Annotated in this window: 21 protein-coding genes; 12 read left to right on the forward strand and 9 right to left on the reverse strand. The window is 72.5% G+C overall.

Translation table 11 applies throughout. The features are described 5' to 3' along the window. The first annotated feature begins 9 nt into the window (after nucleotides 1-9). Complete coding sequence (locus tag ACFWPQ_RS16925; RefSeq protein WP_384034544.1) at nucleotides 10-1,167, forward strand: D-alanine--D-alanine ligase family protein; 1,158 nt, start codon at nucleotides 10-12, stop codon at nucleotides 1,165-1,167. 55 nt (nucleotides 1,168-1,222) lie between these two features. Here the strand turns inward: ACFWPQ_RS16925 and ACFWPQ_RS16930 are convergent, their stop codons facing one another. Then, complete coding sequence (locus ACFWPQ_RS16930; protein WP_384034547.1) at nucleotides 1,223-1,708, reverse strand: DUF3515 domain-containing protein; 486 nt, start codon at nucleotides 1,706-1,708, stop codon at nucleotides 1,223-1,225. A 20-nt stretch (nucleotides 1,709-1,728) separates the two neighbouring features. Then, nucleotides 1,729-1,962: an Lrp/AsnC family transcriptional regulator gene (locus tag ACFWPQ_RS16935; protein WP_028802415.1), complete on the reverse strand. Its 234-nt coding sequence runs from the start codon at nucleotides 1,960-1,962 to the stop codon at nucleotides 1,729-1,731. Nucleotides 1,963-2,168: 206 nt separating this feature from the next. On the opposite strand from ACFWPQ_RS16935, the gene ACFWPQ_RS16940 reads away from it, so the two are divergent. Beyond that, entirely contained in the window at nucleotides 2,169-3,134 is a 966-nt protein-coding gene (locus ACFWPQ_RS16940) for a thiamine-phosphate kinase (RefSeq protein WP_089098531.1), read from the forward strand. Continuing rightward, on the forward strand, nucleotides 3,131-3,946 hold the full coding sequence (thiD, locus tag ACFWPQ_RS16945) for a bifunctional hydroxymethylpyrimidine kinase/phosphomethylpyrimidine kinase (RefSeq protein ID WP_384034550.1): 816 nt from the start codon (nucleotides 3,131-3,133) through the stop codon (nucleotides 3,944-3,946). Before ACFWPQ_RS16940 ends, thiD begins: the two co-directional genes overlap by 4 nt. Here thiD and ACFWPQ_RS16950 read toward each other — a convergent pair. The 3 genes from ACFWPQ_RS16950 to rpmB form a co-directional block, all read right to left on the reverse strand. After that, nucleotides 3,909-5,153: an FAD-dependent monooxygenase gene (locus ACFWPQ_RS16950; protein WP_384034553.1), complete on the reverse strand. Its 1,245-nt coding sequence runs from the start codon at nucleotides 5,151-5,153 to the stop codon at nucleotides 3,909-3,911. The genes thiD and ACFWPQ_RS16950 overlap by 38 nt on opposite strands. 34 nt (nucleotides 5,154-5,187) lie before the next feature. Beyond that, complete coding sequence (locus ACFWPQ_RS16955) at nucleotides 5,188-8,178, reverse strand: BTAD domain-containing putative transcriptional regulator (RefSeq protein WP_384034556.1); 2,991 nt, start codon at nucleotides 8,176-8,178, stop codon at nucleotides 5,188-5,190. Between the two features lie 111 nt (nucleotides 8,179-8,289). Continuing rightward, nucleotides 8,290-8,475, reverse strand: coding sequence for a 50S ribosomal protein L28 (gene rpmB, locus ACFWPQ_RS16960; protein ID WP_003993230.1), 186 nt, complete (start codon nucleotides 8,473-8,475; stop codon nucleotides 8,290-8,292). A gap of 258 nt (nucleotides 8,476-8,733) precedes the next feature. Between rpmB and ACFWPQ_RS16965 the strand changes: the two genes are divergently transcribed. Continuing rightward, on the forward strand, nucleotides 8,734-10,410 hold the full coding sequence (locus ACFWPQ_RS16965; protein ID WP_384034559.1) for a DAK2 domain-containing protein: 1,677 nt from the start codon (nucleotides 8,734-8,736) through the stop codon (nucleotides 10,408-10,410). Between the two features lie 19 nt (nucleotides 10,411-10,429). Here ACFWPQ_RS16965 and ACFWPQ_RS16970 read toward each other — a convergent pair whose 3' ends face one another. Both ACFWPQ_RS16970 and ACFWPQ_RS16975 read right to left on the reverse strand, forming a co-directional pair. Further along, nucleotides 10,430-13,339, reverse strand: a complete 2,910-nt coding sequence (locus ACFWPQ_RS16970) for a tetratricopeptide repeat protein (protein WP_384034946.1) — start codon at nucleotides 13,337-13,339, stop codon at nucleotides 10,430-10,432. Further along, entirely contained in the window at nucleotides 13,336-15,162 is a 1,827-nt protein-coding gene (locus ACFWPQ_RS16975) for an HSP90 family protein (protein ID WP_384034562.1), read from the reverse strand. Before ACFWPQ_RS16975 ends, ACFWPQ_RS16970 begins: the two co-directional genes overlap by 4 nt. A 169-nt stretch (nucleotides 15,163-15,331) precedes the next feature. Between ACFWPQ_RS16975 and recG the strand changes: the two genes are divergently transcribed. The 8 genes from recG (at nucleotide 15,332) to mutM (ending at nucleotide 22,752) form a co-directional block, all read left to right on the forward strand. After that, nucleotides 15,332-17,545 carry an ATP-dependent DNA helicase RecG gene (gene recG / locus ACFWPQ_RS16980; RefSeq protein ID WP_384034565.1) on the forward strand — a complete coding sequence of 738 codons (2,214 nt, stop codon included), beginning with the start codon at nucleotides 15,332-15,334 and terminating at the stop codon, nucleotides 17,543-17,545. A 139-nt stretch (nucleotides 17,546-17,684) separates the two neighbouring features. Further along, nucleotides 17,685-18,272, forward strand: a complete 588-nt coding sequence (rsmD, locus tag ACFWPQ_RS16985) for a 16S rRNA (guanine(966)-N(2))-methyltransferase RsmD (RefSeq protein ID WP_384034568.1) — start codon at nucleotides 17,685-17,687, stop codon at nucleotides 18,270-18,272. A 26-nt stretch (nucleotides 18,273-18,298) separates the two neighbouring features. Next, nucleotides 18,299-18,778 (forward strand): pantetheine-phosphate adenylyltransferase, encoded by a 480-nt coding sequence (coaD, locus tag ACFWPQ_RS16990; RefSeq protein ID WP_383704326.1) that lies wholly within the window; start codon nucleotides 18,299-18,301, stop codon nucleotides 18,776-18,778. 57 nt (nucleotides 18,779-18,835) lie between these two features. Next, nucleotides 18,836-19,942 carry an ATP synthase F0 subunit B gene (locus tag ACFWPQ_RS16995; protein ID WP_384034571.1) on the forward strand — a complete coding sequence of 369 codons (1,107 nt, stop codon included), beginning with the start codon at nucleotides 18,836-18,838 and terminating at the stop codon, nucleotides 19,940-19,942. Between the two features lie 178 nt (nucleotides 19,943-20,120). After that, entirely contained in the window at nucleotides 20,121-20,771 is a 651-nt protein-coding gene (locus ACFWPQ_RS17000) for a YceD family protein (RefSeq protein ID WP_384034574.1), read from the forward strand. Between the two features lie 2 nt (nucleotides 20,772-20,773). Then, entirely contained in the window at nucleotides 20,774-20,947 is a 174-nt protein-coding gene (gene rpmF, locus ACFWPQ_RS17005; protein WP_007493396.1) for a 50S ribosomal protein L32, read from the forward strand. 8 nt (nucleotides 20,948-20,955) lie between these two features. Then, a complete protein-coding gene (rnc, locus tag ACFWPQ_RS17010) occupies nucleotides 20,956-21,810 on the forward strand; it encodes a ribonuclease III (protein WP_384034577.1) in 855 nt (284 codons plus the stop codon). Between the two features lie 81 nt (nucleotides 21,811-21,891). Further along, entirely contained in the window at nucleotides 21,892-22,752 is an 861-nt protein-coding gene (gene mutM / locus ACFWPQ_RS17015; RefSeq protein WP_384034580.1) for a bifunctional DNA-formamidopyrimidine glycosylase/DNA-(apurinic or apyrimidinic site) lyase, read from the forward strand. On the opposite strand, the gene ACFWPQ_RS17020 is transcribed toward mutM, so the two are convergent. Beyond that, nucleotides 22,725-23,126 (reverse strand): winged helix-turn-helix transcriptional regulator, encoded by a 402-nt coding sequence (locus tag ACFWPQ_RS17020; protein ID WP_384034582.1) that lies wholly within the window; start codon nucleotides 23,124-23,126, stop codon nucleotides 22,725-22,727. The two genes, mutM and ACFWPQ_RS17020, sit on opposite strands and share 28 nt — an antisense overlap. 71 nt (nucleotides 23,127-23,197) lie before the next feature. Then, complete coding sequence (locus tag ACFWPQ_RS17025; RefSeq protein ID WP_384034585.1) at nucleotides 23,198-24,337, reverse strand: CAP domain-containing protein; 1,140 nt, start codon at nucleotides 24,335-24,337, stop codon at nucleotides 23,198-23,200. Nucleotides 24,338-24,507: the final 170 nt, after the last annotated feature.

The raw sequence follows: 24,507 nt of genomic DNA on the forward strand, positions 1-24,507 counted from the left end.
CAACGCGATATGAGCACCCAGAACCTCCCCCAGAGCCCTGAGCAGCCCGCTCGCAAGCCGCGCGTGGCCGTCGTCTTCGGCGGCCGCAGCTCCGAGCACGGGATCTCCACGGTCACCGCCGGAGCCGTCCTGAACTCCATCGACCGGACGAAGTACGACGTCCTGCCGATCGGCATCACCCGGGAAGGCCGCTGGGTGCTCACGGCCGACGAACCCGAGCGCATGGCCATCACCGAGCGCCGCACCCCCGAGGTCGGCGACCTCGCCGAGTCGACCGAGGGCGGCGTGGTCCTCCCCGTCGACCCCGCCAGCCGCGAGGTCGTCTACAGCGAGCCCGGCTCGGTGCCCAAGGCGCTCGGCGAGGTCGACGTCGTCTTCCCGGTGCTGCACGGACCGTACGGCGAGGACGGCACCCTGCAGGGTCTCCTGGAGCTGTCCGGCGTCCCGTACGTCGGTTCGGGCGTGCTCGCCTCGGCCGTCGGCCAGGACAAGGAGTACATGAAGCGGGTGTTCGCCTCCTTCGGGCTCGGCGTCGGCCCGTACCTGGTGATCCGCCCCCGCGAGTGGCAGCAGGACGAGTCCGCCGCCCGCAAGCGGATCGTCGACTTCGCCGGCGAGCACGGCTGGCCGCTGTTCGTGAAGCCCGCGCGTGCCGGTTCGTCGATCGGCATCACCAAGGTCGACGACCTCTCCGGCCTGGACGAGGCGATCGCCGAGGCCCAGTCCCACGACCCGAAGATCCTGATCGAGGCGGGCATCCGCGGCCGTGAGATCGAGGTCGGCGTCCTGGAGTTCGAGGACGGCCCACGCGCCTCGGTCCCGGCCGAGATCCCGCCACCCTCCGAGCACGCGTACTACGACTTCGAGGCCAAGTACATCGACTCCACCCCCGGCATCGTCCCGGCCCCCCTCACCCCCGAGGAGACCGCCGAGGTGCAGAAGCTCGCGGTGGACGCCTTCGAGGCCGCGTCCTGCGAGGGCCTGGTCCGCGCCGACTTCTTCCTCACGGAGGACGGCGACTTCGTCATCAACGAGATCAACACGATGCCGGGCTTCACCCCGATCTCGATGTACCCCCAGATGTGGCAGGCGACCGGTGTCGCCTACCCCGAGCTGATCGACCGCCTGATCCAGGCAGCCCTGAACCGCTCGACGGGCCTGCGCTGACGCGCCCCCAAGGGGGCGCTGCCTGACGGGGCGCTGCGGACCTCGCCGGACCCGCCTAGTCGGCAATCCCTTCCGGCACCGCCTTCTTGATGGCAGGCGCCAGACTCACCAACGGCGCCATGCCGTCCCCGGTCCGCCCCGCGGGAATCGTCACCTCGACATACGCCTTCCGCAACGTCGTCGTGAATCGAAACGATTTGTCGGCCTGCTGCTCCAGCAACCAGCCCACCCCGTTCACCTCGACCCCGTCGGCCTCCGGATCGGACATCTTCGCGGGTCGCGAGACACCGCAGCGCAGTATGATCGCGGGGTCCCCCCAGCCCGCGGTCAGCGCGGACGAGGGCTCGGGGTCACGGCGCGTGAGTCCGTCGACCTTCTTCGGCAGCACCCCGTCGAGGCGACGGCACAGCTTCGCAACCGCCCCGCCCGGACTGGGAACCGCCGCCGACGGGGCGTCGTCTGCTGATGAGCAGCCCGCTGCCGCGATCATCAGCGCGGCGAGCGCGGGCAGACCGGATGGCCGGTGACGGAAGATGTTCACCGGCCAAGGGTAGACGGGGGCTACAGATGGACGACCGGGCAGGTCAGGGTGCGCGTGATGCCGTCCACTTGCTGGACCTTCGCGACCACCATGCGACCGAGCTCATCGACTGTGTCGGCTTGCGCGCGCACGATGACGTCGTACGGTCCTGTCACGTCCTCGGCCTGGATGACGCCGGGGATCTTGCTGATCGTCTCGGCGACGGTCGACGCTTTGCCGACCTCCGTCTGGATCAGGATGTACGCCTGTACCACGGAACCTCCAGGGCGGCCACGAGGATCATGTGGGGAAAAGGAACGCCACGGTATCGCGTCGCCGCTCACCGCGGGGAGACCTGCGCGGACAGGGGCTTGCGCGCCGGGGTGCAGGCACGACAGATGTTGACGGTCACCTCGACCGTATCCACGACGACGGTGACGCGCGAGCGGGCACGGCAAGGCAGAGAAGGGGCGTAAGGGCAATGAAGGGCACTGTTGGTGAGCTGGGGGAGTTCGGGCTCATCAGGGAGCTCACCTCCCGTCTCACCACCACTCCGGCGGTCCGGGTCGGTCCCGGCGACGACGCCGCGGTGGTCGCCGCGCCCGACCGCCGGGTGGTGGCGAGCACCGACATCCTGCTGGAGGGCCGGCACTTCCGCCGCGACTGGTCCACGGCCTACGACGTCGGCCGCAAGGCGGCCGCGCAGAACCTCGCGGACATCGCCGCCATGGGCGCCGTGCCGACCGCCCTGCTGCTCGGCCTGGTGGTGCCCGCCGAGCTCCCGGTGACCTGGCCCAGCGAGCTGATGGACGGCCTGCGCGACGAGTGCCAGGTGGCCGGCGCCTCGGTGGTCGGCGGCGACGTGGTCCGCGGCGACACGATCATGGTGTCGATCACCGCGCTCGGCGATCTGCGCAACCAGGAGCCGGTCACCCGGGCCGGCGCCCAGCCCGGCGACCTGATCGCCGTCACGGGCTGGCTGGGCTGGTCCGCGGCCGGCTACGCGGTGCTCTCCCGGGGCTTCCGCTCGCCGCGGGCGTTCGTGGAGGCGCACCGCCGCCCCGAGCCGCCGTACCACGCGGGCCCGGCCGCCGCCGCCCTCGGCGCTACCGCGATGTGCGACGTGAGCGACGGGCTGATCGCCGATCTCGGGCACATCGCCGAGGCCAGCAAGGTGCGGATCGACATCCGCTCCGGCGCGATCGACATCCCGACCCAGATGAACGACATCGGCCAGGCCGTCGGCGTAGACCCCATCCAGTGGGTGCTGACCGGGGGCGAGGACCACGCGATCGTGGCCACCTTCCCGCCGGACGTGAAGCTGCCCGCCCGCTGGAAGGTCATCGGCGAGGTCCTCAACCCGTCCGCGCTGCCCCAGGTGACCGTCGACGGGGCGCCCTGGACCAGCAAGGGCGGCTGGGACCACTTCGGGGACATCGAGTCATGAGCCTGCCGCGGGTCCTGACCGTCGCGGGCTCCGACTCCGGTGGCGGGGCCGGGATCCAGGCCGACCTGAAGACGATGCTGGCGCTGGGCGTGCACGGCATGAGCGTGCTCACGGCGGTGACCGCGCAGAACTCGACGGGCGTGCAGGGGGCTTGGGAGCTGCCGGTGGCGGCCGTCCGCGCCCAGTACCGGAGCGTGGTCGACGACATCGGCGTGGACGCGGTGAAGACCGGGATGCTCGCCTCGGCCGAACTCGTCGAGACGGTCGCGGAGTTGCTCGCCGCCACCGACGTCCCCGTGGTCGTCGACCCGGTCGGGATCTCCAAGCACGGTGACTCGCTCCTCGCCGCCTCCGCCCTCGACTCGGTCCGCACCCAGCTCCTCCCGCTGGCCACCGTCGCCACCCCGAACCTCGACGAGGTGGCCCAACTCACCGGGGTGCGGGTCGAGTCGGAGGCCGATCTGCGCCGGGCCGCGGCGGCCGTGCTGTCGTACGGCCCGACCTGGGTGCTGATCAAGGGCGGGCACCTGCCCGGCGAGGCCGTCGACCTGCTCACGGACGGCACCGACGAGCTCCTGCTGCGCGCCCCCCGGCACGACAACCGGCACACCCACGGCACCGGCTGCACCCTCGCCTCCGCGATCGCGTCGCAGCTCGCGAAGGGGCAGTCCGTGCCGGAGGCGGTGACGGCGGCCAAGGAGTACGTCACCGGTGCGATCGCGGCCGGGTTCGCGCTCGGCGCCGGGATCGGGCCCGTGGACCACGGCTGGGCCCTCAGACCGCGGACAGCGCCGGGTACTCCCGCAGCCTGATGTCCGTGGCCGCCTTCTCGGTCATCCTCTTGAAGAACCGGGCCAGCGGCCGCGAGGCGAGCACCCGGTACATCCGGTCCCGGCTGCGGATGCGCCGCTCGGTCGGCGGGGCGAAGAACGGGCCCGCGTTCCCGGAGATCTTCTGGCAGCCCTTGGCGAAGTCCCGGATCCGGGACTCGTACTCCGCGAAGGCGGTACGGAAGTCGCCGCCCGCGAGAGCCAGTTCACCGGCGAGGACATAGGCCCCGACGATCGCCACGCCGGTCCCCATCCCGCCCATCGTCGCCCCGTACCCGGCGTCCCCGAGCAGCGCCACCCGCCCCTTGACGAGGCGGTCGACGTGGATCTGGGCGATCGCGTCGAAGTACAGGTCGTCGGCGTCTTCGAGGGCCCTGAGGACGGCCGGGGTCTCCCAGCCCATCCCGGCGAAGCGGTCCGCCAGGATCCGCTTGACCGCCGTGACGTCCCGGCGGTCGTACGACAGCTCCTCGGACCGGAAGACCAGCAGTGCGCCCGCACGGTCCGGGTCCCCGTCGTAGTTGCCGATGACGAACGCGCGGCCGGGCTCGCTGTAGACGCGGCCTGTGCGGTCCAGGCCCAGGTGGTTGGGGACGTCGAAGCCGGCCACGTAGTGGTCGAAGAAGCGCAGGTAGCGGGACTCGTCGCCGAAGACGAGCCGGCGGGTGTTGGAGTGCAGCCCGTCGGCGCCGACGACCAGGTCGAAGCGGCGGGGCGCGCCCTGCTCGAAGGTGACGTCGACGCCCTGCGGGTCCTCCGCGAGGGAGGCGATCGAGTCGCCGAAGACGTACTCGACGTCGTTCCTGGTCCGCTCGTACATGATCTGGGCGAGGTCGCCGCGGAAGATCTCCACGTCGCCGCTCATCAGCTCGGCGGGCAGGTCGACGCGCGGGCTGCCGTCGGCGTCGACGACCGTCTGGCGGCCCATGTGGGTCTGGCGGGCGTGGATCTCGTCCCAGATGCCCATGGAGGTCAGGACCGTGCGGTGGACGTGCCCGCGGAAGTCGACCGCGAAGCCGCCCCCGCGCAGGTCCGGGGCCCTCTCGACGACGGTGACGCGGGCGCCGAGCCGGGCGAGGTTGAGGGCGAGGGCGGGTCCGGCGACGCTGGCGCCGGAGATCAGGACACTGAGATCCGAGAGGTTCTTGGTCGTGTTCTTGGTCGTGTTCTTCGTCGTGTTCTTCGTCATGCGATGAGCTTCGGCGGGGGCGCTGACCGTCCCCCTACCGTTCGCTGACCGCCGCCGACCGTTGCCGTCGGCCCTGCTCGAAGGCCTGGTCGTACGCCTCGGCGGTCAGCTTCGCCCGTACCTCCCGTTCGACGCGTACGACGTCCGGGTCCGCCTCGGCCAGGCCGCCCCGCAGGCCCGTCGCCGCACCCAGCAGGACCGCGGCCCGCTCGGCCGAGCCGGCGGCGGAGGCCAGCGCCTCGGCCGCGTCGGCCAGTTCCAGGTCGCCCGGTCCCTCCACGGCCAGCTCGACGGCCTGCCGGAACCAGTCGCGGGCCTCCTCCGCGTGCCCTTCGGCGGCGGCCGTGCGGCCGAGCCCGATGAGGCTGCGCACGGTCTCGCCGACGCTGAACCAGTTGGCGGCGCACTCCTGGAGGGCGTTCTCGTAGTGCACGCGCGCGTGTGCCGTGTCCCCGGACAGCCGGGCCGCGTCGCCCAGACCGCGCCGGGCGGCCGCCACCTTGTCGGGGAGCCCGGCGCCCCGCGCGAGTGCCAGCGCCTCGTCGAAGTGGGCCACCGCGGCCGCCGTGTCGCCCCGGTGCAGCAGCACGGTGGCCCGGGTGCGCAGCAGGTCGGCGGTCTCCTCCGGCGCGGCCAGCTCCCGCACGTACGCCAGTCCCTCGTCGAGCAGTTCCAGGGCCCGGTCGGACTCACCGCGGGTGTGGGCGAGCATGCCGAGCGGGTCGAGGCAGTTGGCCATGCCCCAGCGGTCACCGGTGACCCGGTATCCGGCCAGGGCCCGGGCGAAGTACTCCTCGGACTCCCGCGGCCGTCCCGCGAACTGGGCCCGGAAGCCGAGGCCGACGTCGAGCAGGGCGCGCGCCCAGGGGGAGTCGCCGGCCAGGGTGAGCGCGTGCGCGTCGGTGGCGGGCCGCGGACCGGCCGCGACCGCCCACAGCACGAGGATGTACGGCAGCCGCAACGGCCCCCGGTAGGCGTCCAGCACTGCGTCCACGCGCGCGACGAGTTCCGGTTCGTCGCCCGTGCCGGAGAGCGCGTTGACCGCGCAGAGTACGTACTCCTCCTCCAGGCCGGGCGGCGGCGCGTCCCCGACGGCGGCCAGCAGCTCCCGTGCCGTCGCCACCCGTTCGCCGTGCACCCCGCGCAGTCGCCAGAACCAGGACAGGGGGCCCATGAGGCGCAGGGCGCCCGCGCTGTCACGGCGGACGAGGTGGCGGAGCGCCGCGTCCAGGTCGGCGTGCTCGGCGGCCAGCCGGGCCAGCCAGGGCAGCTGCCCGCCGCCGCGCAGCCGCGGCTCGGCCTCCTCGGCCAGCCGCAGGAAGTAACCGGCGTGGGCGTCCCCGAGATCCTCGGGATCCGGCAGGCTCTCGGCGGCGAAGGCCCGGATCGTCTCCAGCATCCGGTAGCGGCCCTCGGACACCTCCAGGAACGACTTCTCGACCAGCGAGGCCAGCACGTCCTCCGGATACGGCAGCCCGCACACCGCCTCGACCGCCGTCAGCGTCGCGCCCCCGGAGAACACCGTCAGCCGTCGCGCCAGCTCCCGCTCCTCCTCGTCCAGCAGATCCCAGCTCCACTCGACGACCGCGCGCAGGGTGCGGTGCCGGGGCGCCTTGGAACGGTCGCCGCGGGACAGGAGGCGGAAACGGTCGTCGAGGCGGTCGGCGAGTTCGTCGGGGGTGAGGGTGCGCAGCCGGGCCGCGGCCAGCTCGATGGCCAGGGGCAGCCCGTCCAGGGCGGTGCAGATGTCGGCCACACGCGCGTGGCCGGGGAAACCGGGGCGTACCGCGCGGGCCCGGTCCAGGAAGAGCCGCACCGCGGGTTCCGGTGGCAGCGGGGGCACCGGGACCAGGATCTCGCCGGTGATGCCCAGTGACTCCCGGCTGGTGGCGAGCACGCGCACGCCCGGGCAGGCGGCGAGGAGCAGGGCGCAGACCCTGGCGGCCTCCTCGACGAGGTGCTCGCAGTTGTCCAGGACGAGCAGCAGTTCGCGGTCCTCCAGGGCGGCCAGCAGCCGGTCCGTGGTGTCGGCGGCGGGGCTGCGCAGGCCCTCGCGGACGCCGAGGGCGGCCAGGACGGCGTACGGGATCCGGGAGCCGTCGGTGAGGGGCGCGAGTTCCACGAAGCAGGCGGCGGGGCGGAGCTGGGCGGCCTCGACGGCGAGCCGGGTCTTGCCGGCCCCGCCCGGGCCGGTCAGCGTGAGCAGCCGGGAGTCGGCGAGGCCGGCGGCGATCCGGGCGAGTTCGGGTTCACGGCCGACGAAGCGGGTGAGCTGGACCGGGAGGCGGGGCCGCTCGGGTGCCGAGCCCCGCAGCAGCTCCAGATGGAGCGCGGACAGCTCGGGGGAGGGATCGGCGCCCAGCCGGTCGGCGAGCGTGCGGCGGGCCTCCTCGTACACCGTGAGGGCCTCGGCGGGCCGCCCGCCGGCGTGCAGGGCCCGCATCAGCTGCCCGTAGAGCCGCTCGCTCAGCGGGCGGCCGGCCAGCAGCGCCCGGAGCTCCGGCACCAGCTCCGCGCCGCCGCCGAGCGCCAGGTCCGCCTCGATCCGGTCCTGTACGGCGGCCAGCCGCAGCTCCTCGAGCCGCGCGGCCTCGGCCTCGGCGTCCGGGACGTCGGGCAGCGCGGGGCCGCGCCACAGGCCGAGGGCCTCGCGGAGCCGGGCCGCGGCGGTCGCATGGTCGCCGGCGGCGAGGGCGGCGCGTCCGGCCCCGGCCCAGGCTTCGAACTGGTGTGCGTCCACGGTGTCGGGGGCGACGGCGACCCGGTACCCGGTCGCGCCGGCCTCGATCTCCGCGTGCGGGGCCAGCCGCCTGCGCAGCCGGGAGACCTGCGACTGGAGCGCGTTGGCGGCCCCGGCGGGCGGCTCGGCGCCGTACAGCCCGTCGGTGAGGCGCTGGAGGGAGACCGGCCGGCCGGCGTCCAGGAGCAGCAGGGTGAGCAGGGCGCGGGGGCGGGGGCCGCCGGGGTCGAGGGGGGTGCCGTCGTCGGTGCGTACGTCCAGGGGGCCCAGGATGCCGAAGCGCATGGGATCAGCTTGTCAGGCCTGGTGTCGGGCATGGCAAAAAGCCGGCCCACCCTGAGGTGGACCGGCTCACTGCAGCGAACCAGCGTTGGCCGCGCGCTCAGCGACAGTGCGTCAGCGCGAGACCTTGCCGGCCTTGATGCACGAGGTGCAGGCGTTCACGCGCTTCGGCGTCCCGCCGACCACGGTACGCACACGCTGGATGTTCGGGTTCCAGCGGCGGGACGTACGGCGGTGCGAGTGCGAGATGTTGTTGCCGAAGCCCGGCCCCTTGCCGCAGACGTCGCAGTTGGCAGCCACGGGTCACTCCAAAGACTTCAGATGCACTTACGGTTGAATCCCGGCGTGCCGGGATCGAGAGCCTTCGGATCGAAGATCTTGAGTGGCGTTGCCAGGGGAATGGCCCGATCAGATCGGGCAACCGGAGCAGCATACAACGGCTGCGTCCGTTAGACGAAACTAGCATGGCAGCTCAGGGCCCGCCCCCGGCCCTCTTCCGGCGGACACCCCTCCGGGGTCTACGCTGCGTCCACGTTCGGCCGGCTCAGGGAGGCGCAGGTGGCGCAGGTGCCGCAGACATTCTTCGATGCTCTCGCGGTACGCACCTGGTGCGGACTGGCGCTCGGTGCGCTCGGGCGGTCGCGCGAGGAGATCGACGCGATCAACGTCTACCCGGTGGCCGACGGCGACACCGGTACGAACCTCTACATGACGGTGGAGTCGGCCGCGGGGGCCGTGGAGGCCGTCTTCGCGGGTTACGAGCTGGGCGAGGAGGTGCCGACCCTGGCGGACGCCGTCCGCGCGATGGCGCACGGCGCCCTCATAGGCGCGCGCGGCAACTCCGGCACGATCCTGTCCCAGCTGCTGCGCGGCATGGCTCACATCCTCGCCGAGGGTGACGCGACTCACATCGACGCCGACGGGCTGCGGCTCGCCCTGCGGCACGCCGCCGACGCCGCCCGCCAGGCCGTCGCCCACCCGGTGGAGGGCACGGTGCTGTCGGTCGCGGCGGCCGCGGCGGACGCCGCAGACGCGGTGGAGGGCGACTGCGGGGCGGTCGCGCGGGCCGCCTACGAGGGTGCGTGCAAGGCGCTCGCGGCGACTCCGGGACAACTCGCCGCACTGGAGCGGGCCGGGGTGGTGGACGCCGGCGGGCGGGGTCTGGTCGCGGTGCTCGGGGCGCTCGTCGAGGCGTTCACGGGGGAGACGCCCACCGCTTTCGACCTGCACGCGCACGTGGAGGGCCCGGCCGGGCACGCGCGCGTGGACGCCGTCTCCGACGCCCGGGCCGCGAGCTGCGCCGAGCCGGGCGGCGGACCCGCCTTCGAGGTCATCTACCTCCTGGAGGCCGAGGACGCCGCCGTGGACCGGCTGCGAGCCCGGCTCGACGCCCTCGGCGACTCCCTGGTGGTGGTCGGCGGCGACGGCCTGTGGAACGTCCATGTGCATGTCGACGACGCCGGCGCCGCGGTCGAGGCGGGCGTGGAGGCCGGACGCCCTTACCGGATCCGGATCACGCACTTCGGCGCCGGGGACGTGCACACCGGCGGGGAGCGGCCGCAGCGCGAGCGGGTCCAGCGGGCGGTCGTGGCCGTCGTGCCGGGGGAGGGGCTGGCCGGGCTGTACACCGAGTCCGGCGCGACCACCGTGCTCGCCCGCCCCGGGGAGCCGCCCGCCAGCGGGGAGCTGGTGGACGCCGTACGACGCGCCCACGCGCGCGAGGTGGTGCTGCTGCCCAACGACGCCGACCTGCGGCACACGGCCGCCGCCGCGGCCGAGCAGGCCCGCGCGGAGGGCATCCGGGTCGCCCTCATCCCGACCCGCTCGGCGGTCCAGGGCATCTCCGCGCTCGCGGTGCACCAGCCGGACCGCCGCTTCGACGAGGACGTCGTCCAGATGACCTCGGCGGCCGGCGCCACCCGCTACGCCGAGGTCGTGGTCGCCGAGCGGCAGTCCTGGACCATGGCCGGCATCTGCCAGGCCGGGGACGTGCTGGGCCTGATAGACGGCGACGTGGCGGTGATCGGCTCGGACGTCACCGCCACCGCCGAGACCGTCCTGGACCGCATGCTCCAGGCCGGCGGCGAGCTGGTCACCCTCGTCCTCGGCGACGAGGCCCCCGACGGCGTCGCCGACCGCCTGGAGGCACGCGTGCGCGAGGCGTACCTCGCCGTCGACACGGTGGTCTACCGGGGCGGCCGGCAGGGGGCTCCGCTCCTCATCGGCGTCGAGTGAGCCCCGCTCCCGCCCACCTTCACTCCTCCGTGGGCTCCAGCAGCTGCCGGGCCTCCGCCCGCCGGGCCCGGACCGTCTCGTCGGCCGGGTCGGCGCCCTCGTAGGCGTCCAGCACCGCACGCGCGCGTGCGGTCGCCGCGGCCGGACGGCTGAGGTCGGCCTCCAGCCAGCCGGCGGCCAGCTCCGCGGCGGTACGGCCGTGCAGCCCGTCCTCGCCGAGCGTGGCGAACACCGAGATCGCCGCCGCCATCTCCGCGAGCGCCGCCTCGAACGCCTCCTGGATCGCCGGATCGTCGGCGTCCTCCGGCACGGAACGGGCCAGCAGGTCACCGAACTGCCGGTGGGTGTGCCCGAGTTCACCGGCGAGCCGCTCCGCCGCCGCCGGGTCCGCGACGCCCTCCAGCGCCGACTCGCACTCCCGGACCGCGTCCGCCATCAGCTTCCGCGCGCCCTCCGTCCCCGCCTCCGTCCGCAGCGCCAGCCACGCGCGGGCCCGCAGCGAACGCACCAGGAAGTGCACATTGCCCATCTCCCGCCACAACTCGCCCGCCCGCGTGTACGCCTGGTCCGCCTCGGCGGGCAGCCCCGCGTTGCCCAGTGACTCCGCGGCCAGGTGGGCCAGGGTGGCGTGGTCGTGCTGCTCGGGCCAGTGCCGGGCGATCTCGGCCGCCTGCAGCCGCCGTTCGGCCGCCGCGTGATGCTCGCCCAGCTCGCTCAGACAGTCCCCGAGCCACCACTGGGTCTGGACGACCGCGCCGTCGCCGTGCGTCTCGGCGCTCAGGTCGGCCAGCGCCGACTCCAGCACCTCGGCGGCCTCCGCGAACCGCCCCTGCCGCAGCAGGAAGCCGCCCAGCTGGTGCCGGGCCCACGCGCCCAGCGTGCCGCTCTCCCCGGCCTCGTCGGCCCAGTGCGCGGCCTCCAGGGCATGCTCGGCGGCCTCCTCGGCCGCCCCGCGGCCGCCGACCACCTCCGCGAGCTGGAGATGCAACTGCGCCCGCCCGACCGGCTCCACGTACGGCCCGCCGTGCTCCAGCGCCGCGCGCAGCGCCCGCTCCGCCTCCGCCGGGTCGCCCTGCTCGTGGGCGAGCGCGGCCACCCGCACCTCGTACTCGACCGCGAACCACGGCAGCTCCGCGCCGACGAACTGCGCCGACGCCTGCCGGAACAGCTCACCCGCCCGCTCCCCGTCCCCGGCGTGCTCGGCCAGTTCGGCGAGCATCGCCCGCCCCTCGGCCGCCCGGGACACCAGCCGCACGTCGGACCCGCCGCGCCCGCCGACCAGCGCCAGCAGCTCCCGTACCGCCTGCTCGGCCTCCGCGGCGCCCTCGGACCGCTCGTGCACCTGCCGCATCAGGATCCGGGCCCGGCTCATCAGCACGGACGCCGTCTGCCGCACCCCGGTCGAGTCGTCCGCATACAGGGCGAGGATCCGGTCGTACGGTTCGTCGATCGCGGCCAGCGCCTCGGCCAGCTCCCCGGACAGCGCGCGCACGTACGCGGCACGCGCGCGTGCCGCGATCGCCTCGCCCTCGTCGCCCGCCTCCGCGTACAGCTCCGCCGCCCGCTCGAACAGCTCGACCCCCTCGGGGCCGCGCCCCATCGCCGTGTGGTCGGCGATCTCCGCGCGGACATACGTGTCCACCTCGGTCTCCTCGGCGGCCTCCGCCACCGCCGCCCAGGCCTCCAGCGCGTGCGGCTGGAGCGTGTCCGACAGCCGCCGGGCCTCGGCCAGGAGCGCGGGCAGCGACGGCTGTTCCGACTGCTCCGGCGCGTGCGCCGGGGCGACCGGCACGACGGGGCCGGCGGGCGCCGTCCGGGCCGCCCGCACGCCCAGCGGCAGCCGGTCCGCCAGCGGTTGCTGCGCCATCCGCTCGCGCAGCTGGTCACCGACGTAGGAGGTGCCGTTGCGGGCGTCGAACCGCGCGGCCAGCTCCAGGGCCTCCGCGCGCGCGTGCCCGGCGAGTTCCCCGGCGGTCCACGCCCGCCCGGCGGGCCCCGGCACCCGCTGCCCGCCGAGCCCCAGCCCGGTCAGCCGGTCCATCAGCAGCGCCACCACCGCCAGGAAGTCCATCCGGCTGCGCGGCTGCCCGGTGTCCGTGAAGTAGGCGGGACGTTCCGCCAGCAGCTCCAGACCGCGCGCCTCGTTGCCCGTCAGCGCGCAGAACTCGACGTGGTCCGCGTAGGCGCCCCGCATGCTCTCCATCGGGCGGACGAGACGGAAACCGCGCAGATGGTGCGCGCGGGCCTCCTCGACGCGGCCGAGGCGCAGCAGCGGCACCAATGAGGAAGCCAGCACCGTGTGCGGCTCGTGGGCGCAGCTGTACTCGCCGTCCAGCACCGGCCCCCACACCTCCAGGGCCTCCGCGTCCCGGCCGTTCCTCAGGTGCCAGCCGCCCTGCCCGTGCAGCTCGCACGCGTGACAGTCGGCCATCCGGTCCCGGTCCGCCGCCAGCCAGGCCTCATACGCCCGCTCCGCGCGCGGGAGGTCACCGATGTGCCCGGCGACACTGAACTCGGCGCTGCGCACCGCCCGCTCGGAGTGCCCGGCCAGCCGGTAGCGGTGCTCCATCTCGCCCAGCCACTTCTCGATCGAGGCGAGCGGGATGTGCGGCTGGTCGAGCATGCCTGCCGACATCCACTTGAAGACCCAGTGCAGCGAATGCGCCTCGTACTCGTCGAAGTCCTCGGGCCGCTCGTCCCACATCCGCAGCAGCCGCGCGAACGGGACGAACATCTTGTCCTTCTCGGAGCTGTAGTTGTAGACCTTCAGCTGGTGCCCGAGCGCCTCGATCACGGCGAGCGGGATGTTCAGCTTCTCGGCCTCCGCCAGCAGCTGCTCCGCGCGCGCGTTGCGGGCGGGACCCTCCGGCTCCTCGGAGTTCTCCGCCATCGCCCGGCGCAGCGAGTCGAAGTCAGCAATCTCCATCAGCGATCGTCTTCCCCATGCGTGGCCCATTCCAGGAGGCCGATGAACGAGCGGTTGAGCAGCGCCGAGTCGGCCGGCCGCAGCGGGCGCTGGGCCATCAGCAGCGCCTGACCGTAGAGCGACTCGGTCGCGGTGCCGATCAGCTCCGGGTCCTTGAGGGCACTGATCCGCCGGATCAGCGGGTTGAGGTGGTTGAGCACCAGACGGGCGCGGGGCGCGCTGCCGCGCAGCGAACCCAGGATGCCCGCCCACAGGTCGTCGGCCTGCTCCTCGGCCTCCGCACGGGCCTGTTCGTGGCGGGCGGCGCGGTCGTCGAGGTGGAGGGCGGGGACCGAGAGGGGATGGAAGGCCCTCAGTACAATGTCACATTGCAGTGGGTCCAGCTTCGCCCGCGCCACCCCCAGGAACCCCGCCACCGCCAGCTCCTCCGCCGGGTCCACGGCATCGAGATGCGCGGTCACGGTGTCCGCGTCCAGCTCCGCGACCACCGTCCCGGGCCGCACCGACGGCAGCGCCTCGACCAGCTCGCTGTCGTACGTGTAACCGCCGTTGATCACCCCGACGCCCTGCGCGGAGGCGATCGGCGCGACCTGCCGGTACTCCTCGACCGTCCGCGTGAAGTGCACCACCGGGTGCCGCTGCGCGAACTCCTCCAGGGACAGCTGCCCGTCGGTGGTCTCGAAGGGGAGCCACGGCAGCATGGTCCGCAGCATCTCCGGGTCGTGCCGGGCCAGCGACTTCACCCCGAGGTGATGCACGGACAGGAACGCGGCCAGGCGTTCCGGATCACCGGCCGCAAGACCGGTCAGCCAGGACCGAATCCTTTCGCCGAGCGCCTCCCGTACGGCGGCCAGCGTCTCGTCCTCGTACAGCGACTCGCGCGAGGCGGTCGGCCGCAGACTGTCCGTGTCCAGGACGCAGCGCACGAAGAACGCCCAGTCCGGCAGCAGCTGTTCGGCCCGCTCGGTGAGCAGCATGCCCTTGAGGTGCACACGATGCGTGGCCCGCTGCGCCGGACTCACCGCCGACGGCAGCACGTACGCCACCCCCCGGATCCCGGCCAGCGGCACGTCCAGCGCGATCGAGTCCAACGGCGTGAACCCGAACAGCTCGTGACAGTGCCGGGCCAGCGCCACCCGCCGGGTGCTGGGGGAGGGGTACGGCCGGTCCCAGGGCGCCGGCAGGTCGGTGACCGCCTCGTCGCCCACCCGCACGTCGTACGGCAGCAGCGAACCGAAGTCCCGCGCCAGCGCGAGCACCCGCCGCTCGTCCAGCCACTCGGCCGCACCCGCCCGCGCCACCAGATGCACGGTGGTACCGGGCTCGGGGCGGGCCTCGGGCGCCAACGTCCTTACGGTGTACGACCCGTCGTCGCGCGCCGTCCACTCCACGGGCGGCGCGTCCGGCGTGCGGGCGCTGCGGCTGACCACCCGGATCCGCTCGGCGACCACGAAACAGGCCAGCAGCCCGATGCCGAACTGGCCCAGGAAGTCGGAACGGGCCTCCTGCAGCCCGTCCCCCCGTTTGGAACTGCGCCCGATGGTCGCGAGCAGGCTGTGCACGTCGGACTCGGTGAGCCCGACGCCGCTGTCCTCCACCCGAAGGGCGCTGCCGTCGGCGTACAGCCGCACCCGCGCCGGGGCGTCGGGCTGTTCGGCCCGTCTCGCGGTGATCGCGTCCACGGCGTTCTGCAGCAGTTCGCGCAGGTAGACCTTGGGGCTGGAGTACAGGTGATGGGAGAGCAGGTCCACCAAACCACGCAGGTCGACCTGGAACGTATGAGGTGACTGTGATGCCTGGGATGACTGTGAGGTCTGGGAGTCCATCGTCGCTGCGCCGGAGGGGGGAAGACGTGGTCGGCGCGGGGTCGGGCGGTCCCTGGTGGGGTGGTGACCGCGGAAGGATGGCCGGAGCGCGCCATCCTATGACTCAAAACGGCCGTCTGACCAGGGGTTTCCCGAGACATATACGGCATTGTCAGTGGTGTGGTGTGCAATGGATCTCGTGCCCGCACTGGAAGAACCGCTGAAGAAAGTGCTCGGCCCAGCCACCGCAAAGGTGATGGCCGAGCATCTCGGCCTGCACACCGTCGGCGACCTCCTGCACCACTACCCCCGCAGATACGAGGAGCGCGGCCAGCTCACCCACCTCGCCGACCTGCCCATGGACGAGCACGTGACGGTGGTCGCCATGGTCGCCGACGCCCGCCTGCACACGTTCGCCTCCGCCAAGGCGCCCCGCGGCAAGGGCCAGCGCCTGGAGGTCACGATCACCGACGGCAGCGGCCGGCTCCAACTGGTCTTCTTCGGCAACGGCGTGCACAAACCCCACAAGGAACTCCTGCCGGGCACCCGCGCGATGTTCGCCGGCAAGGTCTCGGTCTTCAACCGCCGCCTGCAACTGGCCCACCCGGCCTACGAGTTGCTGCGCGGCGACGACCCGGCCGAATCGGTGGAGACCTGGGCAGGAACCCTGATCCCCCTCTACCCGGCCACCGCGAAGCTGGAGTCCTGGAAGATCGGCAAGGCGGTCCAGATCGTCCTCCCCAGCGCCCAGGAGGCCCTGGACCCGCTCCCCCCGCCCCTCCGTGAAGGCCGCGGTCTGGTCTCCCTCCCCGAAGCCCTCCTCAAGATCCACCGCCCGCACACCAAGGCGGACATCGCCGCGGCCCGCGACCGCCTCAAGTGGGACGAGGCCTTCGTCCTCCAGGTCGCCCTGGCCCGCCGCCGCCACGCGGACGCCCTGCTCCCCGCGGTGGCCCGCAGACCGGCCCCCGACGGCCTCCTGACGGCCTTCGACGACCGCCTCCCGTTCACCCTCACGGACGGCCAGCAGAAGGTCTCGAAGGAGATCTTCGACGACCTGGCGACGGAACACCCCATGCACCGCCTCCTCCAGGGCGAGGTCGGTTCGGGCAAGACGCTGGTCGCCCTCCGCGCCATGCTCGCCGTGGTCGACGCGGGCGGCCAGGCGGTCATGCTCGCCCCCACCGAGGTGCTGGCCCAGCAGCACCACCGCTCGATCACCGAGATGATGGGCGAGCTGGCCGAGGGCGGCATGCTCGGCGGCGCGGACCACGCCACCAAGGTCGTCCTCCTCACCGGCTCGATGGGCACGGCGGCCCGCCGCCAGGCGATGCTCGACCTGGTCACGGGCGACGCGGGGATCGTGATCGGCACGCACGCGCTGATCGAGGACAAGGTCCAGTTCCACGACCTCGGCCTGGTGGTGGTCGACGAACAGCACCGCTTCGGCGTCGAACAGCGGGACGCCCTCCGGGGCAAGGGCAAGCAACCGCCCCACCTCCTCGTCATGACCGCCACCCCCATTCCCCGCACGGTCGCCATGACGGTCTTCGGTGACCTGGAGACCTCGGTCCTGGACCAGCTCCCGGCCGGCCGCTCCCCGATCGCCACCCACCTCGTCCCCGCCGCCGACAAGCCCCACTTCCTGGCCCGCGCCTGGGAACGGGTCAGAGAGGAGGTCGGGAACGGCCACCAGGCCTACGTCGTCTGCCCCCGCATCGGCGACGACATCGATGAGGCGGCCGACCCCAAGAAGGCGAAGAAGTCCGCCGAGGACGAGGCGGAGAAGCGCCCCCCGCTCGCCGTCCTGGACGTGGCCGACCACCTCGCCAAGGGCCCGCTGAACGGGCTCCGGGTCGAGGTCCTGCACGGCCGCATGCACCCCGACGACAAGGACGCGGTCATGCGCCGCTTCGCCGCGGGCGACACGGACGTCCTGGTGGCCACGACGGTCATCGAGGTCGGCGTCAACGTCCCCAACGCCACCGCCATGGTGATCATGGACGCCGACCGCTTCGGCGTCTCCCAGCTCCACCAGCTGCGCGGCCGGGTGGGCCGGGGCTCCGCCCCCGGCCTCTGCCTCCTGGTCACGGAGATGCCGGAGGCGAGCGCCGCCCGCCAGCGCCTCACGGCGGTCGCCTCCACCCTGGACGGCTTCGAGCTCTCCCGCATCGACCTCGAACAACGCAGAGAGGGCGACGTCCTGGGCCAGGCCCAGTCGGGCGCCCGCTCCAGCCTCCGCGTCCTCGCCGTGATCGAGGACGAGGAGATCATCGCGGAGGCGAGGGAGGAGGCGACGGCGCTGGTGGCCGAAGACCCGGAGCTGACCGACCTCCCGGGTCTGCGAACGGCCCTGGACGCCCTCTTGGACGAGGAGAGAGAGCAGTACCTGGAAAAGGGCTGAGCCGCCGCGCCCCGAAAGGGGCGCGGGGAACTGCGCGAGCAACCGCATCGGACCCGCAGCCGCCGTCCCGGACCAGGCACCCACCCCAGTAGGCCTGCCAAACTGAACCCGTAAGCCGCCCTCGAAGAAGGACCCTCCCATGACCCGCGTGATCGCCGGCCAGGCAGGCGGACGGCGCCTCTCCGTGCCGCCCGGCACCGGAACCCGCCCCACCTCCGACCGCGCACGCGAAGGCCTCTTCTCCACCTGGCAGTCCCTCCTGGGCGGCCCCCTGGACGGCGAACGCGTCCTCGACCTCTACGCGGGATCCGGGGCCGTGGGCCTGGAGGCCCTCTCCCGGGGCGCCGGCCACACCCTCCTCGTCGAGGCCGACCCCAGAGCCGCCCGCGTCGTACGTGAAAACGTGAAGAATCTGGGGCTCCCCGGCGCCGAGGTAAGAGCGGGCAAGGCCGAGCAGGTCATCCAGTCACCGGCGCCCACACCGCCGTACGACATCGCCTTCCTGGACCCCCCGTACGCCGTCACGGACGACGATCTTCGGGAGATTCTCCTCACACTCCGCTCGGAGGGCTGGCTCGCGCCGGACGCTCTCGTCACCGTGGAGCGCAGCACCAGAGGTGGCGTCTTCAACTGGCCGACCGGCTTCGAAGGCCTCCGGTCCCGTCGCTACGGCGAGGGAACGTTTTGGTACGGTCGCGCCGCCTCTACGTGCGAAGACGCACGATGACCGGACCGGAGAGCGAGGGATCTCAAGTGCGCCGCGCCGTCTGTCCCGGGTCGTTCGACCCGATCACCAACGGACACCTCGACATCATTGCCCGTGCGTCCCGTCTCTACGACGAGGTCTACGTCGCGGTGATGATCAACAAGTCCAAGAAGGGCCTGTTCGAGATCGACGAGCGGATCGACCTGATCCGCACCGTCACCTCCGACTACGGAAACGTCCGGGTCGAGGCCTTCCACGGCCTCCTCGTCGACTTCTGCAAGCAGCGTGACATCCCGGCCATCGTCAAGGGCCTGCGGGCCGTCAGCGACTTCGACTACGAGCTGCAGATGGCCCAGATGAACAACGGTCTGTCGGGTGTCGAGACGCTGTTCGTACCGACCAACCCGACCTACAGTTTCCTCTCCTCCTCGCTGGTCAAGGAGGTGGCCCAGTGGGGCGGCGACATCGCCCACCTGGTTCCGCCGGCCGTTCTGGAGGCCCTCAACAAGCGTCTCGGCAGGGACTGATGGGGCTACAGTCGTCCCGTCCGTCTCCAACCCAGCTGTAGAGAGTGGCGAGCACAGGTGGACGTGCAGAAGAAGCTCGACGAGATCGTGACCTCGGTCACCGGCGCCCGGTCCATGCCCATGTCGGCGTCGTGCGTGGTCAACCGCGCCGAGCTGCTCGCGATGCTCGAAGAACTGCGCCAGGCGCTGCCCGGCTCGCTCGCGCAGGCCGAGGAGCTGATCGGCGGCCGGGACCAGATGGTCGAGCAGGCCCGCATGGAGGCCGAGCGGATCATCGAGACCGCGCACGCCGAGCGCGGCTCGCTGATCTCCGACACCGAGGTGGCCCGCCGTTCCCAGGCCGAGGCCGACCGGATCCTCGCCGAGGCCCGCCAGGAGGCCGAGGAGGTCCGCGCCGACGCCGACGACTACGTCGACTCCAAGCTCGCGAACTTCGAGGTCGTCCTCACCAAGACCCTCGGCTCGGTCGGCCGCGGCCGCGAGAAGCTGCTCGGCACCGGCCCCGGACTCGACGAGCAGGGCTACGAGGACGAGGACGCCCCCGAGCGCAGCCACGACCCCGAGACCCTGCGCCGGGACGCCGACGCCTACGTCGACGTCAAGCTCGGCGCCTTCGAGGCGGTCCTCGCCAAGACCCTGGAGGCGGTCGGCAAGGGCCGCGCCAAGCTGCACGGCCGGATCGCCTCCGACGCCCTCGGCGCCCTCGCCGACGACGACACGACCTTCCAGCACTCCAGCGACGCCGACTACCTCGCCGACCTCGCGGCCCTCGCCGACCAGGACGCCCAGGCGGCGCAGGCGCAGGCGCAGGCAGCCCCGGCCGAGCAGCCCCAGCCCCAGCAGCAGCCGCAGTACGACCAGCAGCCCATGCAGCAGCCGGTCGCGCAGGATCCGTACGGCTACCCCCAGCAGCAGCCCGTCTACGCCCAGCAGGACGCGTACGGCTACCAGCAGGACCCCTACGGCTACCAGCAGGCCGATCCGTACGCCGCCGCCTACCAGGGCTACGACACCGGCCAGCAGCCCGTCTACGACCCCCAGCAGCAGCCGGCGGCCCAGCACCAGCCGCACCAGTCGTACGCCCTCGACGAGACCAGCCTCTTCGACACCGGCATGATCACGCCGGAGCAGCTGCGGGCGTACGAACAGGGCCGGGGCCTGTAGGAAACCGGCTGGAAACCCGGCCGGAAACCCGGCGGAAGGCGGCCGGAAGACAGGCGGATTGGGCCGACAGCGAAAGGTCCAGTATCCTGGCTCTTCGGTCGCGTCTACGCCCGCGATCCACGCTGCCCGGAGGCATCTCAGGACGGCGTCCCTCTGAGCTCGAAGATCGAAAGCAGGAATGGCTCCTCACACGCGCCTCGACCACCGCAACCCGTTCGTGTTCGACACACACGAGCTGGGACGGCGTCCTGGTGCCCTGCAGCGCCTGACCCGCACGATCGACGCTCCCGAGGACTTCGGGATCAAGGGGGTCATCGGAGTGCCGCAGGGCGCCCCGGTGGAGCTCGAACTCCGGCTCGAGTCGGTCATGGAAGGTGTGCTCGTCACCGGCACCGCCCGTGCACAGGCCGAGGGGGAGTGCGTAAGGTGTCTGGAGCCGGTCGAGCAGGAGCTCGAAGCGGACTTCCAGGAACTGTTCTCGTACCCTGACGCCGACGACCGGGGCCGCGTGATCGCGGAACCGGGCGACGACGCCGAGGACGACGAGGACAGGTTCTTCATCGAGGACGGCCTGTTCGACCTCGAGCCAGTGCTGCGTGATGCGGTGGTGCTCGCACTGCCGATGCAGCCGGTGTGCCAGGACGACTGCCTGGGCCTGTGTTCCGAATGCGGAGCCCGGCTCACGGACGACCCGGACCACCACCATGACGCCGTCGACATCCGTTGGGCGGCTTTGCAGGGACTCGCCGGTTCCATGAAGGACGGCGAGAAGGACGAGATGTCCGGCGCTGACGCGGAAGCGGGCGTCGACGAGAAGCAGGAGAAGTAGCCGTGGCTGTTCCGAAGCGGAAGATGTCGCGCAGCAACACGCGCCACCGCCGGTCGCAGTGGAAGGCTGCGGTCCCCACCCTGGTTGCGTGCGAGCGCTGCCACGAGCCCAAGCTGCAGCACATCGCGTGCCCGTCTTGCGGCACCTACAACAAGCGCCAGGTCCTCGAAGTCTGAGCGGCCAGGTGAGAGGCACTGTGTCCAGTCCCAAGAAGGGCGATGAGCCCAAGGCGGACCCAACCGCCAAGAAGAAGGCGGACAGCACGGCCTCGTCCCACACGCTTCTGGAAGGGCGGCTCGGCTACAAGCTCGAGTCCGCCCTTCTGGTGCGTGCGCTGACCCACCGTTCCTACGCGTACGAGAACGGCGGCCTGCCGACGAACGAGCGGCTGGAGTTCCTCGGTGACTCCGTCCTCGGTCTCGTCGTCACGGACACGCTGTACAACACCCACCCCGACCTGCCCGAGGGCCAGCTGGCCAAGCTCCGGGCAGCGGTGGTGAACTCGCGTGCGCTCGCGGAGGTGGGCCGCGGTCTCGACCTGGGCTCCTTCATCCGGCTCGGCCGCGGTGAAGAGGGCACGGGCGGCCGGGACAAGGCGTCCATCCTCGCCGACACCCTGGAAGCGGTGATCGGCGCGGTCTATCTCGACCAGGGCCTCGATTCGGCGTCCGAGCTGGTGCACCGGCTCTTCGACCCGCTGATCGAGAAGTCCTCGAACCTCGGAGCCGGCCTGGACTGGAAGACCAGTCTCCAGGAGCTCACCGCGACGGAGGGCCTCGGCGTGCCCGAGTACCTGGTCACGGAGACCGGCCCCGACCACGAGAAGACCTTCACTGCTGCCGCCCGCGTCGGAGGCGTCTCGTACGGCACCGGCACCGGCCGCAGCAAGAAGGAGGCGGAGCAGCAGGCCGCCGAGTCCGCCTGGCGCGCCATCCGCGCCGCGGCGGACGAGCGTGCCAAGGCCAAGGCAGCCGAACAGGCGGCCGAGGCCGAGGCTGAAGAGGACGACGGCCCGCCGTCGTCCGCCGCCTCCGCCTGACGAACAGCGCAGCCCGAGCGCCCGCCACCTTTCCACGGAGGCGGGCGCTCGGATCGTCCACGGTCCTTCCCGGGAGTCCCGATGCCTGAATTGCCCGAGGTGGAGGTCGTACGGCGCGGCCTGGAGCGGTGGGTCGCCCATCGCGTCGTCGCCGAGGCCGAGGTCCTGCACCCGCGTGCCGTACGACGGCACCTCGCCGGCGCCGACGACTTCACGCACCGGCTCAAGGGCCACCGCTTCGGCACCCCGAGCCGGCGCGGCAAGTACCTGTGGCTGCCACTGGAGGACACCGGCCAGTCGGTCCTCGCCCACCTGGGCATGAGCGGCCAGCTGCTGGTGCAGCCGCACGACGCCCCGGACGAGAAGCACCTCAGAATCCGCGTCCGATTCGCCGACGAGGTTGACACCGAACTCCGCTTCGTGGACCAACGCACCTTCGGCGGGCTGTCGTTGCACGACAACACCCCCGACGGACTGCCGGACGTCATCGCGCACATCGCCCGCGACCCCCTCGACCCGCTGTTCGACGACGAGGCCTTCCACCGGGCGCTGCGCCGGAAGCGGTCCACCATCAAGCGGGCGCTGCTCGACCAGTCGCTGATCAGCGGAGTCGGCAACATCTATGCGGACGAGGCGCTTTGGCGCGCCCGACTCCACTACGAGCGGCCGACCTCCGGCTTCACTCGCCCGCGCACCGCCGAACTCCTCGGCCACGTACGGGACGTGATGAACGCGGCGCTGGCCGTCGGCGGCACCAGCTTCGACAGCCTGTACGTCAACGTCAACGGTGAGTCGGGGTACTTCGACCGCTCACTGGACGCCTACGGCAGGGAGGGGCTGCCCTGCCGCAGGTGCGGCACGCCGATGCGCAGGCGGCCCTGGATGAACCGGTCCAGCTACTTCTGCCCGAAGTGTCAGCGGGCGCCGCGCGAGTCGTCGTAACGCTCGCGGGCGGCCAGTACCTCGCCCATCCGGCCCTCCACGAAGTGGACGACGGCCAGCAGGTGCTCGGCGACCCCGCGGCCGAGCGGGGTGAGTTCGTAGTCGACGCGCGGCGGGTTGGTCGGCTGCGCCTCGCGGTGCACCAGGCCGTCGCGCTCCAGGGCCTGGAGGGTCTGGGAGAGCATCTTCTCGCTGACGCCGTCCACCCGGCGGCGCAGTTCGTTGAACCGGAACGACCCCTCGTGCAGCGCGCTCAGGGTGAGCCCGCCCCAGCGGCCCATCACGTGCTCGAGGGTGGTGCGCGAGGGACAGGCCCGGGCGAAGACGTCGTACGGAGGCTGCGGCTCCATGACGCCGTCCTGGGTGATGGTCATGCGTCAAGCGTACGGGAGCACAGCGCTAACCGACAGGGTGCGCTAACTGCTGGTTAGTGTGGCCCTGTCGACTAGTACCCGAAGTCCTGCGTCCACCACGGCCCGCCCTCGCCGAAGTGCACCCCGACCCCGAGGGTCTTGAAGTCGCAGTTCAGGATGTTGGCGCGGTGGCCCTCGCTGTTCATCCAGGCGTCCATGACGGCCTGGGCGGTGGCCTGGCCGCGGGCTATGTTCTCGCCGCCGAGGTTGGATATGCCGGCCGCCGCGGCCCGGTCCCACGGCGTCTTGCCGTCCGGGTCGGTGTGGTCGAAGAAGTCCCGCGCGGCCATGTCGTCGCTGAACGCCTCGGCCAGCTTGGTCAGCGAGGAGTTCGCGGACAGCGCGCTGCAGCCGACCTTCGCCCGCTCCTCGTTCACCAGCTTCAGCACCTCGGCCTCGACGACCGCCTCCTGGGAGGTGGTGATCGGCGCGGCGGTCTTCACCGGTGCCTTGGTGGCCGTCCTGCTCGGGGTGGCCGTCGCCTTCTTGGACGGCGTGGCGGTGTCCGTCGGCTTCTCGGTCGCCGTCTTGGTCGGGGTGGGCGACGAGGAGGCGGAGGCCGACGCGGAGGCGGACTTCGAGGCGGGCGCCGTCGGGGTCGGCGAGGTGGACCGCTGGGTGTCCCGGCTGGTCGAGGACCCGGTGCCGCGGCTCTCGGCGCTGCCGGAGGTGCCGCCCTGCTCGGCGGCCGTGTTGCTGGGCGTGCCGTCGGCCTGCACCCGCTCGCCGCCGGTCGTGCTGCTGTTGCCGCCGAGCTTGTAGTTCTCCAGGCCCGGCACCACACCGGTGGCCACCGCGACCGTGCCGATGGCGACCGCGGCGGAGACCCCGAGCAGGCCGGTGGCCACGGGCCGCCCCGACTTCTTCCGGCGCCGGTGCCCGCCGCCCGAGGGGGAGCCGCCGGCCGGGGCGAACTCCTCGGCCGGGAACTCGGCGGTGTTCATGAAGCGGGCGTAGTCGTCCTCGGTCGCGAACAGGTAGGCCGAGCTGCGCGCGTTGGTGTCGGCGTACTCCTCCTGGCGCAGGTAGGCCGCCGTGCCGGTGCCGTAGCGGAGGCCCGCGTACGAGTCCTGCGGGTCGTGGCCGCCCGTGTGCGAGCCGTCGTGCTCCGTGACCCCCGTGGCGCGGCCCGTGGCGGCGCGGCCGGCGGCGTGGCGTCGGTGGCGTCCCATGTCCTTGCCCTCTTCCCTCGTCCTCGCGGTCGGGGTCGACCAGGGGCCGGTGTGGCCAGTGACTCCTTCTGGTCAACCAGGCTCACTCGATCGAGTGAGTTTCATATGAGATTCATTGGGTGGGGACGGTACCCCATACCGCTGAGGGAGGAGGTGTCCCGAGTGACATT

The organism is Streptomyces sp. NPDC058464 (assembly GCF_042721035.1).
In the GTDB taxonomy this organism is placed as follows: domain Bacteria; phylum Actinomycetota; class Actinomycetes; order Streptomycetales; family Streptomycetaceae; genus Streptomyces.